Source organism: Chitinophaga sp. G7 BAM 1005 (assembly GCF_057126945.1).
In genome coordinates, this window is record NZ_CP181478.1 from 3,805,396 (window position 1) to 3,822,224 (window position 16,829).

11 protein-coding genes are annotated in these 16,829 nt (G+C 47.9%); all 11 read right to left on the reverse strand.

Annotated features, from left to right (window positions below):
- Window positions 1–5: 5 nt before the first annotated feature.
- Window positions 6–1,040, reverse strand: a complete 1,035-nt coding sequence (locus ACMXI2_RS15000; protein WP_483782376.1) for an alpha/beta hydrolase family protein — start codon at window positions 1,038–1,040, stop codon at window positions 6–8.
- Between the two features lie 38 nt (window positions 1,041–1,078).
- A complete protein-coding gene (locus ACMXI2_RS15005) occupies window positions 1,079–3,061 on the reverse strand; it encodes a TlpA family protein disulfide reductase (protein WP_483782377.1) in 1,983 nt (660 codons plus the stop codon).
- 20 nt (window positions 3,062–3,081) lie between these two features.
- Window positions 3,082–4,440, reverse strand: a complete 1,359-nt coding sequence (locus ACMXI2_RS15010; RefSeq protein ID WP_483782378.1) for a RagB/SusD family nutrient uptake outer membrane protein — start codon at window positions 4,438–4,440, stop codon at window positions 3,082–3,084.
- 22 nt (window positions 4,441–4,462) lie between these two features.
- The gene (locus ACMXI2_RS15015; RefSeq protein ID WP_483782379.1) at window positions 4,463–8,014 is read right to left on the reverse strand and encodes a SusC/RagA family TonB-linked outer membrane protein; all 3,552 of its coding nucleotides are present in this window, start codon (window positions 8,012–8,014) and stop codon (window positions 4,463–4,465) included.
- 33 nt (window positions 8,015–8,047) lie between these two features.
- On the reverse strand, window positions 8,048–9,079 hold the full coding sequence (locus ACMXI2_RS15020; RefSeq protein ID WP_483782380.1) for a FecR family protein: 1,032 nt from the start codon (window positions 9,077–9,079) through the stop codon (window positions 8,048–8,050).
- Between the two features lie 93 nt (window positions 9,080–9,172).
- Window positions 9,173–9,718 (reverse strand): RNA polymerase sigma-70 factor, encoded by a 546-nt coding sequence (locus tag ACMXI2_RS15025; RefSeq protein WP_483782381.1) that lies wholly within the window; start codon window positions 9,716–9,718, stop codon window positions 9,173–9,175.
- A gap of 114 nt (window positions 9,719–9,832) precedes the next feature.
- Entirely contained in the window at window positions 9,833–10,984 is a 1,152-nt protein-coding gene (locus ACMXI2_RS15030) for an acyltransferase family protein (protein ID WP_483782382.1), read from the reverse strand.
- A gap of 384 nt (window positions 10,985–11,368) precedes the next feature.
- Window positions 11,369–12,007 (reverse strand): class I SAM-dependent methyltransferase, encoded by a 639-nt coding sequence (locus ACMXI2_RS15035; RefSeq protein ID WP_483782383.1) that lies wholly within the window; start codon window positions 12,005–12,007, stop codon window positions 11,369–11,371.
- Window positions 12,008–12,093: 86 nt separating this feature from the next.
- Window positions 12,094–12,951, reverse strand: coding sequence for a helix-turn-helix domain-containing protein (locus ACMXI2_RS15040; protein WP_483782384.1), 858 nt, complete (start codon window positions 12,949–12,951; stop codon window positions 12,094–12,096).
- 242 nt (window positions 12,952–13,193) lie between these two features.
- Window positions 13,194–15,461: a heavy metal translocating P-type ATPase gene (locus ACMXI2_RS15045; protein ID WP_483782385.1), complete on the reverse strand. Its 2,268-nt coding sequence runs from the start codon at window positions 15,459–15,461 to the stop codon at window positions 13,194–13,196.
- An 83-nt stretch (window positions 15,462–15,544) separates the two neighbouring features.
- Window positions 15,545–16,756, reverse strand: coding sequence for a S41 family peptidase (locus ACMXI2_RS15050; RefSeq protein WP_483776919.1), 1,212 nt, complete (start codon window positions 16,754–16,756; stop codon window positions 15,545–15,547).
- Window positions 16,757–16,829 lie beyond the last annotated feature (73 nt).

Sequence of the window (16,829 nt, forward strand, 5' to 3'; positions counted from 1 at the left end):
TGATTTTATAAAAACGATTGCATCCAGTTTTTTATAGCAGTCCAGGCTTCCGGGGCAAAATCACCTTTCAGCCGGGGCAGCTCCTCATTGGTGCAGCTTACGCAGTGCAGGAAAAGATGATTTAAACCCGGCAGTACTTTTACGGTTACCTCCGGGTTGCCGCTTTCCCCGATAGCAGCCAGGTTTTCCTTATAAGGCACCATGATGTCCTTATCGCCGTTCAGCGCAAGAAAGGGTACTTTAACCTGCTGCAGAAAAGGCGCAGGGTTGTACCGCAGGTGATACTGGTACCAGGAGCCGGTGGCCTGCCGGACATAAGATTCCAGGAAGAAGCGCATATGGTCTGCTTCCCCGGCTTTGTCTTTTGCGTAGGCGCTGTCGTCCGCATGTTTCCAGGCTGCATAGGTAGCACGGAGCCGTGGCTCCAGCTCCGGCGTATAGGCGTAGCGGTAGGCTGTATCAAACATCCGTGTGGTGATGGTATGATGCCGGTTTTTATCGTATGCTGAAATGGGCGCCGCATCAATGATAGCGCTGTTTTGCAGCTTCAGTGCCTCGATGCCGCTGGTGGCCAGGCCGGCGAGTGTGATCACAAAGGCAACGCGGTTACTCTCTGCTGCTGCGATGATAGCGGCAGCGCCGCCTTCACTATGTCCGATCAATCCTGTTTTGGTGACGCCGGGCTGCTGCCGCAGATAGTAGAGGGCAGCGAGTGCGTCGTCTGCAAAGTCTTTGGTGGTGGCAGTTTCATATACCCCATTTGTTTCGCCGGTGCCGCGGTCATCTGTACGGAGTACCGCAACGCCCATTGCTGCAAGGGAATCTGCCAGTGCCTTAAACATTTTATGGCCGGCCATTGTACCATCGCGGTCTTGCTTACCGGTGCCTGACAGCAATACCACGGCGGGAAAGTTTTTGCGGTTAGCCGGAATGGTAAGGGTACCACCGAAACGGATACTTTTATCTTTGTTGCTGAAATAAACATTCCTGCTTTGGGGTGCGCCTGCCTGGCTATACCCCCGCTGTATGCACGCCATCATACAGATAGAAATTACAGCTAAAAACCTGCCTGCGTTACTCATCCTTCTTTCTTTAGCAACTCAATGATATAGGATATCTCGTCTGCCAGGGCGCTCGGACTTCCTTTGTAACCACTTCCCAGCCAACGGATCATTCCATGCTGATCAATGATCACTTTCGCCGGGATGCCCGAGAAAGACAGCGCTTTGGTGTATTTGTTATAGGTATCATCGAGATGACCGGAGGCGGTGTTTTTAGCATCGAGTAATACGTTCAGGTGCAAACTCTTCGACTGGAGGAATTTTTTAATCTGGTCGCGATAGTCCGGTTTGGTTTCCTCGGTGGCAATAAAGAAGAAGTTTACGTTCTTGTCTTTACTGTATTTATCTACTGCCATCTGCATGCCCGGCATGGCTTCTTTGCAGGGGCCGCACCAGGTAGCCCAGAAGTCCAGCACCACAATTTTGCCTTTCATTTTGGCGAGGTTGGCTACGCCGCCGGTAAGTTGTTCCAGTTTAAAATCCGGGGCTTGCTTGCGGATCAGTTGTGCGCGCAAAGCTTCCTGTTCTGCAGATAATTCATCGGCACTTTTCATACCCTGGAAATAAGCGTCAAACCCCGTTTCTTTTTTGTGCCTGCGTACATACTCCTGTTTCAGCAGCGCAATTATTTCCGGGGTGGCTTTATTAGCCCTGGCGGCATTTTCAGCTACCTGCATAGCATCTGCATGCCGGCCGGTATTTTCCAGTAAGGTAGCATACAGGCTCAGGAAATCAGCCCTTTCAGCACCCGGCTTATCCTTTACTTTCTCCATCCATTGCAGGGCGGTGTTATCATCGCCTTGTTTATGCAGCAGGGAAGCATGGCCCATAAAAGCCGGTAAGGCATATGTCAGCACCTGTTCCTTCCATTGCAGCGGCGAGTAGAACCGGCTGCCGGCGTCATTCATCCTGGTGGTATATGCTTCGATGCGCTCCACCAGCTTTTTGGAATATGGAAATGCATCTGCCAGTTTGATTTCATCGTGTGCCAGTGCATTCATGATGAGGAGGCGATGAAATTCAGTAAGTCCTTCCAATGGCGCTATATCCATTATTTCATCCAGGAAGCCCAGGTTTTTATTGGCCATTACCCGTTCATAAACAATGCTGCGAAAAGCCTTGTTATAATACATTTGCTGTATTTCTGTATTCACTCCTTCAAACTGCTGTGGCGGAAATTTTGTCACAAACTCCTTCCATAGCGGGTAGCGGCCACCCGGTTGCCCCTTGAACATTTTAAACACCATCGCATCCCTGGCTGCCATACCGGAAGGAAAGCGGGCGATGATTACATTATTCATGGAGTCGGCGCGGGCCCTGTCTCCCAACAAATTCTTATACGCTTTGCTCACCTCCATTAACTCCGCTTCGGTAGCATCTTTCAAACTACTGATATAATTAATTTCACGGCGAATGACGGTATCAGCACGTTTCTCGCCGGTGTTTTTCAGGATCGTCATGGCGTTATAAAAAATAGGACGCCTGCTTTCCGGGTGATCCCGGAGTTCGTTGTTCATCCAGAACATGGCCACTTCGTTGGTGATCTTCACGGTATCATCTACTGCAGGCGGTACTTCACCCACAAACGCCGGTGTGCGTAAAAAGGCCCAGGCAGCGTAGGCGGTAGCCATTTGCGGGCCCCGGCGGTCGGCCAACATATAAGCGTAAGTTGGGGCGCCACCTTTATCCGTAATGCCGTTGGCCGTGAAATTACAAACCATCAATGCGGCTTTCTCCGGTAAATAATACCGGGTTACCCAGCCTGAGTCGGTCATCTTCATATGCAGGTCGTGTGTTTCCCACTGATTATTTTTGTAGAGATAGATCACGCCATTAACAGGCGCCTGCCCTTTCAGCATAGTGGTTTCCGGGTTATAACTGATAGTCACCGAATCGCCTGCAATAGCCCTTTTCGGCGTCACTGTCATTGCCTGTTGTGAAAAGGCCATTCCGGAGAACAACATACACGGCATCACAAAGGCGATTTTTACTTTATTCATCTGAAGATTGCTTTTAGTGTTTATCTCGGGTTTTGCTCCAACGACGGATTCAACTGGATATTATATTGCGGAATGGGAAACAGGTACCGGTTGCTGCCAGGCGTAAGCGTATACGTTTCGCCGGTGGTAAAGTTGGTACGGGTGATATTTTCCGCGAAGCGGGGGTCGGTGAAAAGACGTTTCTGATCAAACCAGCGGATACAGGTAAAGCATAATTCCCGTCTTCTTTCCTGCAATACTTTTACCAATGCATCTTCTGCGCTGGTGGCAGTTGCAGGCGTAAAATCAGTTGCTGTAAAGCGTTTGGCCCGGAGTGTATTTACAGCACTCATGGCGCCGTTGGCATCGCCTGCCCTGGCCCGGCATTCTGCTTTAATAAGCAGCATCTCCGGTACAGACAGACCTATATTGCGGTTGCCGCCAATAACGGCTTCTTTGGAATAAACGCGGTAAGTATTTCCTGATACGGTATAATTCTTTGTAAAATAACTATACCGGTAATCTTTGGTGTTGTATAACGACAGCAACTGGCTGCTCATTACCTGCATAGCGGAATATTGATGACTCATTCCTGCTGTTTTGGAAAGAATGATTTCCGGGTTGTCTGTCCGCTGCGGGTAGCTGCTAAGGGTGGTCAGGTCCAGTAAACCTGATTGGATCTTCAATGCGTTGTCTGCATTATTTTCTGCTGCTGTATACTGTCCCATTTGCAGGTAGGTTCTTGCCAGCAGCGCATACGCGGCGGCTTTTGACGGATAAATATTATAGGTATTTTTCTCGGGCAAATCAGGAATAGCTGCCTGTAAATCGCTCAATATCTGATCGTATGCCTGTTGTACTGTAGCGCGGGTGGCTACAATGGCCACATCGGGCTCCAGCAGTAAAGGTACTCCCGGGTCGGTAGCTTTGCTGCTCTCATTGTATTGCTTCCCATACATATTTACCAGCGTGAAATAGCTGTATGCCCGGTGTACCCTCGCTTCCGCCAATACTTGTTTTTTCAGTTGTGCCGTACCGCCGTTACTGTTCATTACATCCCTGATCACAAGGTTGCAGGGATAGATAGCGGCGTAGAGTATTTTCCAGTCAGGGTCGGCGGCTACCACATCATAGTATTGTGCCGCCCACATATAGGCGTTGCGTGACTCGGCCGGTAAACCCTGTTGTATAGCGGCATCACTGTACACAATATCATCTGCGGTCATATCCGGCATGTCTACCGAACGTTCCAGTCCCTGCCGGTTATTCATCAGGTAGCGGTAGTTGATGTAATCATCGGGCGTAAGCGCGCCTTCTGTTTTTATATCCGTGTATTTGCTGCAGGCCTGCATAAGTGTGCCGGCAACAATAAAAAGGAGGAATATTTTATATCGTTTCATTTGACTGCGTTTTGAAGTAAGATCAGAAGCTGACGTTCAGTGAAAAATTATACGATGCAGATGGCGGCAATTTCACATTCCGGGTACTTGGCGGAAAATCGGGATCTAAACCATCTTCATTCTTTGTCCACAGTAGCGCCAGGTTCCTGGCTGCGCCGGTAAGGGAAATACTTTTAACAGGCAGGCGGTGGAACAATGCTGCCGGCACGCTATAGGTGAGCGACACTTCGCGTAACCGGATATGATCGCCGGGCAGTACGTTGATATCTGCATTGATATACCTGATCTGCCCGGTGCTGTTGCCGCTGAGGCCTGGCACATTGGTGAAGGCTTCATCGCCCGGTTTACGCCAGCGCTGATCCAGGAGTTTGTTATAGTCGTAGTTCTGAAAACCGTAACGGCCGGGGTATTCACCGGGTACGGGCCGCTGGAATACGTAGCCCAGCTTATAGGTAACCAGGGCAAACAAAGAGAACCCTTTGTAGCGGATTGTTTGCTGCAGGCTGCCAAAGTACGGGGCCGACAAACGGCCGGCATTTTTCAGATCGCTGATATCTTTGGGCGATTGATAAATAGTCAGCGTATCGCCCTTACCTCCTATCACCAGCGGACTGCCGTTGCCATCCAGTCCGGCGTAACGGAAAACCATCAGGTAATCCGTGGGGAATCCTTTTATTGGACCGCCCACACCGGCGGATTGCAGCAGGGAGTTGGTAATATTGTACCTCGCATCTGTTACCTTATTGGTATTATAGGAGAATACCAGGTTGGCAGACCATTCAAACTGTTTGTTGCGTATAATACTGCCGCCGAGCGACAGGTCTATTCCTTTACCACTCAGGGAGGAAGTATTGCGGGTGATATTATCAAAGCCCACGGTATTGTCGATCGGGAACGAAGCAAAGAGGTCGGCGCCTTTTTTATAATAGAATTCTACGGTTCCGTTCATGCGGTTATCAAACAATGCGTAGTCCAGTCCCACATTATACACGCCGGTTTGTTCCCATCGCAGCGATGGGTTAGCAGGTGATCCCACCATTGAGTAGGGATCAAAAGGGTATTGATAGTCGCTCAGCAGGTATAGCTGATCGTATGGCAATGCGGTGGTGCTGATATTACCGTTGATGCCATAGGTAGCGCGGAGTGTAAGTCCGCTTACCCAGCTAATGTTTTGCATAAAGTCTTCTTTGGACAATGCCCAGGCTGCACCTGCCGACCAGAAAGGTTTTGCGCGGTATTTTTTGTCGAGTCCGAAGTTGTTATAATCATCGTAACGTGCGCTCCCCGACAAGGTATACTTACCTGCATAGGTATACGAAAAATTGCCGTAATAAGAAAGATAGCGCCTGCGTTTGGAGGAGTAGTTTACGCTATATGGCGGCACCGACTGGTATCCGTCTACCGTCACGTACGGGGTTACATAATCAACCGGCTTGCTAAACTGCGTTTGTGTATTAAAGCCAAACATGCGGTTGCTGCCGGAGCCATCAATGGTTTGCCGGGCTTCCATGCCCAGCAGGGCATTCACCTGGTGGTTACCTGAAAAGTTACGGTCTAAATTAAGCTGTCCGCGGATGCTGTAGTTATTTTTTGCGTAATCTGTTGTTTCCATGATACCGCCTAAGGGAATACCATATACCAGTTTGCCGTTGGCATCAATGGAGGTAGCGGTATTCAGCATATTACGGGTATAGTAGGAACTGTCGCTATTATAGTTTTTTACGCCGGAAGCAGCCCGTTCGGCCATATACTGGGCATTAAAGCTCAAACCTTTATACAGCGGGATATTTAAGGCAAAGCTGGCGGCGTAGTTACTTTCATTGGTGGTATTATCCGACAGGGCTTGTTCATCCATATAGTTGTAGCGCCAGGGCATATAACCCTGCGCTTCCAGGTTACTGAGCCTGCCGGAGTAATAAGCGCGTGAATAATTGACGCTGTTGCCGTTATCATCTACCAGTTGATCATAAGGCATCAACGGGTTGGAAGAACGGCCATATACACTGATTCCCAATCCGCCGGTGCGGTAGCGGAACCAGCTTCCACGCAGGTTGGCGGATAAGGTTACATTTTTAAAGAAGGTAAATTCCTGGTTGGCCGTCAGGGTCATTCTTTCCCCGAAGGTATTTTTGGTGCTGGTGCTTTCTTTATCGTAGGCGCCGGAAACGAAATAGGTATGCTTGCCGGTACCGCCGCTCACATTGAGGTCGTAGTGCCTGGTAGAAGCCGGGGTAAGGAGGTATTCCTCTACCTGTTTGCGGGAATCGCGGCCTTTCAGTACGGCAAATGCGGCATCTACCTGCGCCTGGGTAACTTCGCCTCTTTTGAGCCTGAACATCCAATCTATCGCCTCGCTGATGGGCCGCTGGCTGGCGGCCGGCAAACTGGCAGGGTCCGTGATAAATCTTTTGTTCACCAGTTCCTGCTCATAGTCGATCATTTGTGCCGCGTTCATCAGTGGCAGCGAGGATAACCTTGGCTTGCCGTTCATGCCTAACCCTGCAGAGAAAGAGATGCGTGGAGCGCCATCATTTATTTTTCCTTTTTTGGTGGTGATCACAATTACGCCGGCAGATGCGCGTGCGCCCCAGATAGAGGCCGCTGCCGCATCCTTCAGGAAGGTGATCTGTTCCACATCGGCAGGATTGATAGTGCGTATATCCATCTCCGTAGGAAATCCATCTATTACCACCAGCGGTTTTTTATTTACATCATTATTCAGTGTACTGGCGCCCCGGATGGTAATATCATAACTGCCGTTTCCCTGCACAGCGCCATTCAGATTCGTATATACAAAACTATTATCGGATTCTGTGAGGTTCAGCTGTACGCCTGCCACCTGGCCTTCCAGCCGGTGAATCACATTGGGCACGGGAATCTTTTCCAGGTCTTTTGCGGTCACTACGCCAAAGGAACCGGTGGCACGTTCTTTTGGCAGGTTTACATAACCGGTAGATACTACTTCCACCTGCTTCAGGTTACCCACCCGTTCCAGCAGCGTTACGTTATATGTTTTTGCTGTACCCATCATTACGTTCCGGTTTTGAAAACCCACGCTGGAAAAAGACAGCATCGTTTCATCTTCCGGTATCTGAATAAAATACTCCCCGTTATCGTTGGTAAAGGCTGTTTTCTTTGACATCAGGCCCAGGATACTTACGCCTGGTATGCCCTGCTGTTCACCATTGATCACCCTTCCTGCTACCGTTCTGTTTCCCACACGGGCGATGGCAATATCTACCTGCCGCGCGCCGGCGGGTGGTTCGGGACTTTTTTTAATCAGCACATTATTTCCTTTTACCACAAAGGTTAAACCGGTGTTGTGCAACAGCTGTTTCAGCGCTTCCTCCAACGGCTCATTGGTACAATCAAATTGCAGGCGGGGAAGCCCCTCCAGGTCTTTCGACTGGTAACCAAAATACTTCCCTGTTTGTGTTTGCATTTGGCGAAACACTTCTTTCAGTGTGGCATTGGTCAGGTGCAGGGTAACCCTGGTTTCTTTTTGCTGTGCATAAGAAAGGGAATAGTTAAGGCATAGCAATGCCAGCAGCACTACAACAATCTTTTTTGTCATCTCGTACTTTAATTGGTTGATTTAAATGTGTAGTCAGTAAACTACGTAACCGTCCTGATTCCTGGCGTACTTCGCATTGGCCAGTTCACATATTATATCAAGGGCACTGTCAACAGATGTGTTCTTCTTAAATCCGGTGGTGATCAGCAGGTTGGCCAACCCTGGATTACTGATCTTTATATTTACGCCGTAAAAGATCTGAAGATCTTTCATTATATCTTCCAATGGTTCATCGCTGAAACTGATATCTCCTGTTTGCCATCCGGCTGTATTAATGCTGATTATATTGCGTTGCATCACTTCACCGGTAAGCATGGTGAGATGCAGCTCCTGCCCTTTTATGAGGGTGGATATATCTTTTTTATCTTTTGAGATTTTTACTTTTCCGGTAACAACAGACACGATCGCCTGGCTGCGGCCGGGATAGGCTTTAATATTAAAGGAGGTACCGAGTACGGTGGTGGCCATGCCGCCGGCAGAATGGATCACAAAAGGCCACGCTGCCGCATTGGATACTTCAAAGAATGCCTCGCCTTCCAGGAATATTTCCCTTTTTTGCGGATCAAACTGATCGGGGTACCTGATTTCCGTACCGCTGTTTAATACAATGCGGGTGCTGTCTGACAGTACAATCACTTTGCGTTCCTGGTTACCGGTGCGGATGGTGGTAGTTGCTGCAATTAACTCCAGCTTCTCTCCCCTCTGCCCGCCGGCAACCAGCGGAGCAGGGTTACGCTTAGTGGAAAGCATCCAGGCGCCTGTACCCAGTAGTAACAACAGGGAGGCGGCAGCCGCCAGGCGAGTGGTGTTGCGGCGTTTATAAAAAGGCACCACCTTTGCAGGAGCCGAAGGATGAACAGCCAGGTCAATTTCACCGCGGTTATTGACATAGGTAGCCGACGGTGTTTCCAGTCTCACCTCACTATAAAGCTGATCCAGCAGGGAAATCATGGTGTGGTCCTCCTTGTTGGCTTCCAGGAGGTCAAAGAATTCATTCCTTTCTTCCGGCGAGCATTTGCCGGAAATGTATAACCTGAAAAGATGTGTAAAATGTGCCTGATCCAATCTCCGATAGTATTAATGTGACGCGTCCTGATACAGGACTATATATTACTGACGTTTGAAAAAAGGGGATGTCCTATCGGGCGAAGAAAAAAATTAGAATAATTTAATCTGGCCGGCTACTATTTTGCGGAGATAGCTGAGGGCGGCGGTTAGCTGGTTTTTTACGGTAGATGGGGAAATACGGAGTTCTGCTGCAATTTCATTCCGGGTGCGGCCTTCCACCTGGCTCAACTGGTAAATGATCCGGCGTTGTGGAGGCAGCTGGTTGATGGCTTCTGCCAGGGCAAATTCATATTCTTTGGCCACAATATTCTCGTAGGTACGGCTTTCCTCCCACTGGTGGTCGTTGAAGTAGGCTGCGCGCAACCTGCGGTCGTTGGCAAGCTGGCGTAGTACATCCAGCACCTTGTTACGCACCATCTTATAAAGATAATCTTCTATATCCCTGATCTCATTGAACTGATCGCGGACCGACCATAACTTAATAAATACTTCCTGGATGATGTCGCGGGCGAGTAATTCGGATTGGATGGTTTTAAGGGCAAAGCAATAAAGGGGATATTCATACAGGCGGAAGTAAGCAGTAAATTGCTCCTGCTGCAGTTGTTCCTCCCGGTTTGTCAGATCTTTCCCCTTCATCCCTGTTTGCTAAAAATTTATCACAAAGCACAAATGTATTAAAAGTTTGGAAAAATTTATTTACTGGAGAGAAAGGACGCTATTCTCAATGACGTAAATAAGTAAGGATAGCCTTTAAACTTTGAGGAACACCTTCTGCTTATACACAAAATACAGGAACAACCATTTTAGAAATACCAGGGAGATGCTGAGGGCTACCGCTCCAAACGGGTCTCCTACCAACTGCCCAAGCCATTTAAAAAATGCATTGTTGCTGTAACCCCAGTCGATAAAGTGGCCGGAAATATAAATGAGAATAGAGTTCATTCCTATTACCCGGAAGAAGAACGCCCATTTCTGGAAGCCTGCAATATCAATAACGTAATAGAAAAGTGCGAGCAACAACAGGCTGATACCTCCTACCTGCAGCACAAATGAGCTGGTCCACAGATTTTTATTGATGGGAAAATCAAGATTCCACAACTGTGCCAGCACCAGGAAAATCACGCCGGTAAGGGCCATCACTCCCACCTTCTTCACCGGAGGTATGGGACTGTTCCGCAATAAATTGCCGGTGAGAATCCCCAACATCGCGGTGCTGATGGCCGGGAAGGTAGACGTAAATCCTTCCGGATCATGGATACCCAGGTACAGCTTACCCGGAACGATACAGCGGTCGAGGTACGATGCAAAATTCCCTTCCATCGTAAGATCACCTGGCGCAAATCCGGGCGCCGCTGTAAACTTCAGCAGCAGCCAATACGCCACCAGGATACCGGCAAACCAGATCATTTGCGCCCGTTCCTTTGTATACAGATAAATGATGTTGGCAAACATATAAGCCAGGCCGATGCGGCCTAATACGCTGCAGAACCGTATCTGTGATACCGGCTGCAGCTGCAACCCATTATTATAAATGATCCCCAGCAGCACCAGTACCAGTCCCCTCTTTATTACACGCAATAACAACCGGCTCCGGCTTTTACCTTTCTCCAGCTCCCGGCCTACTGAATACGGGGTAGACACACCGGCCATAAACAGGAAAAGCGGGAAGATGAGATCATAGAAATGGAACCCATTCCACGCAGGATGTTCCAGTTGTACATCTATCGCCGCCCAGAAAGGCGATCCGGTGGCTTTGGCAATTTCATGAAAGATGGCGCCGCCGCCCATAATCCAGAACATATCAAATCCGCGGAGGGCATCTAGTGAGTAAAGCCGGGCTTTTTTTTCATTGTCACGGTTTATTGCCGCGGGTGCTTCCGGCAATGCTGTTAATGTGCTCATTGTTGAAGAGATCAAACGATTAGTGTATAGTTTCAAACGTTTTTGGCAGCATACAAGCTAATAAAAAGGACGCTAACTTTCTCTAAAATAAATCCGCAAAGGTAGCCGGCCTGCTGTTCGATCCACTAAAAATATTGATTATCAACACATAACATCACAACCGAAAGTGAAGGCTCCTGACCCTAAAGGGCTGAGCTAAAAGTTGGGGCCTTACCGACCTCAGACGCTCTAAGTGTATGGATAGTGCATTGATAGTGCATTAATAGTCCATGAGGAGTCCATGCGGAGTCCATGCGAACAGTATAGATAGTGCATGGATGATCCATGATATACGCAAGTCCGGGGCACCGGAGAAGCATCCGGGAGGCAGGGGGCCCTTCAACGCTAACCGCGCTTTTTTCCTGCAAATCTCACTACCCCACCTTTTCCTATATGACACGGCCCTTCACTTAAAAGAATTTCCTCTTCCTCCAGCATCAGGATATCATAATTTTCAAAGTCCGCAGTTATCTCTGCTTTGGAGAGTAGCATATCAATATCATTTGGCCCGCCCACGGCAGGGTTCAGCTGCTTGAGGTGTATATGTTTTTTACTGAAAGCCTCTAAAATAATTACGCCGCCCGGTTTGAGATAGCTGCTTAATTGTTTGTGGAAGGAGGATTTCTTACCGGCGGCAAAGTGTGCATACACAAGGCCGATGGCGTCAAATGATTCCTTTTCAAACTTCAGCTGCTCCAGGTCTCCCACTATATATTCCAGGGCAACGTGATGCGCTGCTGCAAGTTGCAATGCCTTCGATTTCCCCGCGGCACTCAGATCAAATGAAGTTACTTTCCATCCAATCCGTGCCGCAAATACGCCGTTACGTCCTTCTCCGTCGGCCGGCATTAATATAGATCCGGGTTCAAATTGCTGAAGCCATTCCTTAAAAAACTCATTGGGGGCTTTCCCATAGGCGTACTCTTCATTCTTATACCTGTTATCCCACATATTTTTGTATTGCTCGTCCCAGGATTGATTCATATGCGTTGATTTATATTTTAAAGTTCCGGCAAAGGTAATTGGGGTGGTACACTAAAGAGTAGGACAAAAATGTAGTACTATAGGATTTAGCGGTGGTCGCGTCTAAACATTTCAGGTGAAGATCCTGTGTGTTTTTTGAAGAACCTGATGAAATAGGAAACATCTTCGTATCCAAGATGATCTGCGATCTGACTTATCTGCCCGGAGGTTGCCAGCAGCTGTCTTTTGGCTTCCAGTATAATATACCCGTTAATAAGCTCCGAACAGGTTTTACCTACCGTTGCTTTGGTGACAGCATTCAGCTGATAGCTGGAAAGGTTCAGCATAGCAGCATACCGGGATACCTGCCTGCAGTTCAACACATGCGTCTCCAAAAGTCCGAGGAACGCATCCAGTTGCTCCTGCATGTAAAGGCTCGCATTACCGGAAGAATGATGGCGATGCTGTCTTATCAGCTCAATAAACAAAACATCCAGATTCGCTTTAATAACATGCTGATAGCTTTCCTGTTTGCCGGTATATTCCCGATGAATATCAGTTAATATCGCCAGTACCTTCTGAAACCCGCTGGTAGTAAACTGATAGTGATTAATATGACTGGCTGCGCGTAACAGCTGGCTGGATACTTTGTGATGAGAAAAACAAAACCCGGCGCTAAATTGCATCATATACCCTGTACTGCCGGCTTTCAGTACCAGCCGGTGCACCTGACCCGGACGCATAAAAAAAACAGCATGGTCGCCAATTGCATAGGGGGTGAAGTCAATATCATGACTACCACCTCCTTTGTCCAAAGCAAGCATATAAAAGAAATCATGCCGGTGATATTCCTGCACCATGTCTTCCCCGGCCAGCAAATCCTGAAGATTCCGGATACCAAAGCCTTCAGACAAATCTGTTTCTTGCTGCGCCGCTACAATATGTCTGATGGGTATCCTGTCCATTTTAACTTCATTGCTGTGAAGTTATTCACTCCCGCAATGTTGATCAAATGTAATTACATTTTAGGTTTGCTGAAAGCACTCTTATTGAATCGTTTCTTTCACTTCGCCACAAGTCAGCCGGGGTTATATATAAACAGCTGGCTGCCGGTATCAAATTGTACGGTTACTGTTGATGCAGTTTCCAGGATAATACCGGCAGTGCGCCAGATCTGTATATTGTTCATGCTTCCTGAAAATTTATTTTAAAGACGTGCCGCTTTCAAACGCAAACTGTTGCTCACAACACTTACAGAACTGAGGGCCATAGCCGCGCCTGCGATCATCGGGTCTAACAAAAATCCGTTAACAGGGAACAAAACACCGGCGGCAATTGGGATACCGATGATATTATAGATGAATGCCCAGAAAAGGTTCTGTTTAATAGTGCTCACGGTTTTGCGCGACAACTTCAGCGCTTTGGGAATGCTGTTCAGATCGGAGGTGATCAGGGTCATCTTTGCCACATCCATCGCAATATCCGAGCCTTTGCCCATTGCAATACTTACGTCTGCCTGGGCCAGCGCCTGTGAGTCGTTGATACCATCGCCCACCATCGCTACCACTTTCCCGGATTGCTGCAGTTCTTTTACAAAGGCAGCTTTATAGGAAGGGAGTACCTCTGCTTTATAGTGTTTCACTCCTACTTTCCTGGCTACAGCTGCAGCAGTGTGGGTGTTGTCGCCGGTAAGCATATATACCTCAATGCCGTCTTTTTGTAAGGAGGCAATCGCTTCCCGGGAGGTTTCCTTTATTTTATCTGCGATAGCGATTATTGCCAGCAGCTGTTTGCCTGCTGCAAAATAGATCACTGTTTTGGCATCTTCCTGTAATGCGGCGGCCTGTGCTGCCAGCTGCGGATCAACAGTAATATGGTTTTCATCTATCAGCTTCCGGTTACCTGCCAGGTAAACGGTTTGCTCAAAAGTTCCCTGTACCCCTTTACCGGTAAGGCTTTCAAAGCCCGACAACTGAACGGGCGTGGCGCCGTCGTTTTTCAGGTAAGCGACCACGGCTTCTGCCAGGGGGTGTTCCGATGGCTGTTCAAGGGAATACAATACAGATCCGGAGGTACTATTGGCGGCTGCATGCCAGATAAGGTCCGTCACCACCGGTTTACCTTCCGTGATGGTACCGGTTTTGTCGAGGATGATGGCGTTCACTTTATGCGCCAGCTCCAGGCTTTCCGCATCTTTGATGAGGATATTATTTTCAGCGCCTTTACCTACACCTACCATGATGGCGGTGGGCGTTGCCAGTCCTAATGCACACGGGCAAGCGATCACCAATACCGTTACCGAAGTAAGCAGCGCATGGGTGAAAGCGTTATCACCGCCTAACACCATCCAGGAAACGAAGGTGAGGATAGCAATACCTATTACCACCGGTACAAAGATGCCGGCGATCTTGTCTACCAGCTTCTGAACCGGCGCCTTACTGCCCTGTGCTTCCTGTACCATTTTGATAATCTGCGCCAGTAGTGTGTCTGCGCCTACTTTCTCGGCCCGGAACCGGAAGCTTCCTTTCTGGTTAATGGTGCCGGCAAATACTGCGTCACCGGCATGTTTAGCCACGGGCACCGGCTCACCGGTGATCATGCTTTCATCCACATAAGAAGCGCCATCTGCTAACTTTCCATCCACCGGAATTTTTTCGCCCGGCTTTACCAGCAGGAGGTCCTGTACTTTTACATCAGAAACAGGGATTTCACGGGTGTTGCCGGATTCATCCACCAGCAATACTGTTTTGGGTTGCAGGCCGATGAGTTTTTTTATGGCAGATGAGGTATTGGATTTGGCTTTTTCTTCCAGCAGCTTACCCAGCGAGATAAACGCTATCACCACAGCAGCTGCTTCAAAATATACATGCGCATGCAATCCGCGCTGATGCCAGAACTCAGGATATATGGTGTTAAAAGCACTGAACAACCAGGCGATACCGGTGCTCAACGCTACCAATGTATCCATATTGGCTTTGCGGTGCCGGGCCTGCTTCCAGGCATTCATAAAGAAGTTCCGGCCCAGGAAGAACACCACCGGCGTGGCAAGCGCCATCATGATCCAGTTACCGTATGGTATATCCATAAAGAACATCCCGATAACAACGATAGGAAGCGATAACACCGACGCCCAGATGGTGCGTTGCTTCACCTCCCGGTAATGCCGCTGCTGCGCTTCTTCCTTTACTTCATCCTGGTTTTCCTTGTCTATCACCAGGTCGTACCCCACTGAGCGAACGCTGCTTTGCAGCATAGCAGGGGTAACAGTGGCATGATCATATTGTACCCAGGCGGTTTGATTGGCGAAGTTAACGCCGGCGTCCTGTACGCCGGGCACCGATTTTAACATGGATTCCACGCTAACAGCGCATGCGGCACAGGTCATTTCCAATACGGGAAAGGTTTCTTTTGTAGTGCCTGCTTTGTGTTGCCTGGTGGCTGTTGATTCCTGTTGTAATGATATAGCTGATGACATATACTGCTGATTTTCTACAAAGCTACGTTCCAATGTGGGCACAGGCGTTACACTATTCAAGGGAATGTTTATATAATTATAATTTACCGTTTATAGATATATTCCAGGGCTTCATCTTTATTATTAATAAAATTTAAAGAACTATATGTAATTCCCTTATCAGGCATTAACGCGCCTTTTTTTCCTTTCCAGTTTTCCCAATACATTGTTGAATAACCGATCACGATCTTTGTGTTTGGCAGCCTGAACCCGCGCACTTCTCCATAGTGGTTAATGTTGCCGCTGGTCATTTGTCCAACCAGGATGGCATTAGTATATCTTTTAAACTCAATGGCATTCATTAAGGCAGAAGAAAAAGTTTGCTTCCCGATAAGTACATAAAAATGTTTCTTTTTATTTAAATAGCTATGTTTAATGCTGTCGATGAAAGGTTCCAGTACAGCGGAATTACCGCCACTGTTAAACCGGAGATCCACAATAATTTTATCGGGATGCCAGCTGTTTATTTTTGAAAACAGTTCCTTATTAAATTGCGCGAATGGATACTGCTCATCATCTATGCAATGAACAAAGTTGAAATAGATCGTTTTCTTTGTTGAGTCATACACATACCAATAGTCTTTTCCGGGTTCCCGGTATGGCAACATGGCGCCATATTGGGGGGACAATGCCAGGTTCAGGCTGTCTTTATTAACGGCTTGAAGTATTACCTGGTGGATTTCACCGTTGCGGCTTTGCAATGTAAATTCCGCGCTTTTATCCGAGTTTAAGATGCCCAGTCCTTTGAGAAAAGAAGGATTATTCAGGAACTGTTGCTGATAGGTCTCAAAATAGGATTGATTGTCGGCTTTAATTACTTCTTTAAACTTCCGGTTAATTTCATCAACAGGATGTCCGTTAATGGCGGTTAATTCTGATAAAAGAGCAACTGACTGCTGAGGAGCAATACCGGTTACAAAAATACCGTCGTCGAATGGGGTAAATTTTATGGGCAAGGCCAATGTAAACCGGGGCTCAATCCGGGTATGCTCATCGCCGATGGACACGTTTAATTTGAACAGCTCCACCATAAAGGTTTCATCATTCAGGGTGTCAATTTTTCCGGCTATCCGGGCAACTTTACTTTCAAATTCGGTTTTGGTAATTTTGTTAAACAGATTTTTGTGCTTTACCGGGAGGGTGTCTCTGTAGTACATTAAGTCCTCCAGCAGTTGTTTTTTTGACAGATTTTGTGAGAAGACGTCATTGGAAATCAACATCAACAGGCCGGATAGGAAAGAGAGATATCTTTTCATTTAGTGCGTTTTTTGTACGGGTATTGACAATATACGTACAAAGGTTTGTGTTTATTATCCTGGCGGGCCTTAA

Bases quoted from the DNA above. Each gene is read 5' to 3' on its own strand.
- ACMXI2_RS15025 (WP_483782381.1), bottom strand. From the start codon at position 9,718: ATGAAGGGGAAAGATCTGACAAACCGGGAGGAACAACTGCAGCAGGAG.
- ACMXI2_RS15015 (WP_483782379.1), bottom strand. From the start codon at position 8,014: ATGACAAAAAAGATTGTTGTAGTGCTGCTGGCATTGCTATGCCTTAAC.
- ACMXI2_RS15030 (WP_483782382.1), bottom strand. From the start codon at position 10,984: ATGAGCACATTAACAGCATTGCCGGAAGCACCCGCGGCAATAAACCGT.
- ACMXI2_RS15000 (WP_483782376.1), bottom strand. From the start codon at position 1,040: ATGATGGCGTGCATACAGCGGGGGTATAGCCAGGCAGGCGCACCCCAA.
- ACMXI2_RS15050 (WP_483776919.1), bottom strand. From the start codon at position 16,756: ATGAAAAGATATCTCTCTTTCCTATCCGGCCTGTTGATGTTGATTTCC.
- ACMXI2_RS15005 (WP_483782377.1), bottom strand. From the start codon at position 3,061: ATGAATAAAGTAAAAATCGCCTTTGTGATGCCGTGTATGTTGTTCTCC.
- ACMXI2_RS15010 (WP_483782378.1), bottom strand. From the start codon at position 4,440: ATGAAACGATATAAAATATTCCTCCTTTTTATTGTTGCCGGCACACTT.
- ACMXI2_RS15035 (WP_483782383.1), bottom strand. From the start codon at position 12,007: ATGAATCAATCCTGGGACGAGCAATACAAAAATATGTGGGATAACAGG.
- ACMXI2_RS15045 (WP_483782385.1), bottom strand. From the start codon at position 15,461: ATGTCATCAGCTATATCATTACAACAGGAATCAACAGCCACCAGGCAA.
- ACMXI2_RS15040 (WP_483782384.1), bottom strand. From the start codon at position 12,951: ATGGACAGGATACCCATCAGACATATTGTAGCGGCGCAGCAAGAAACA.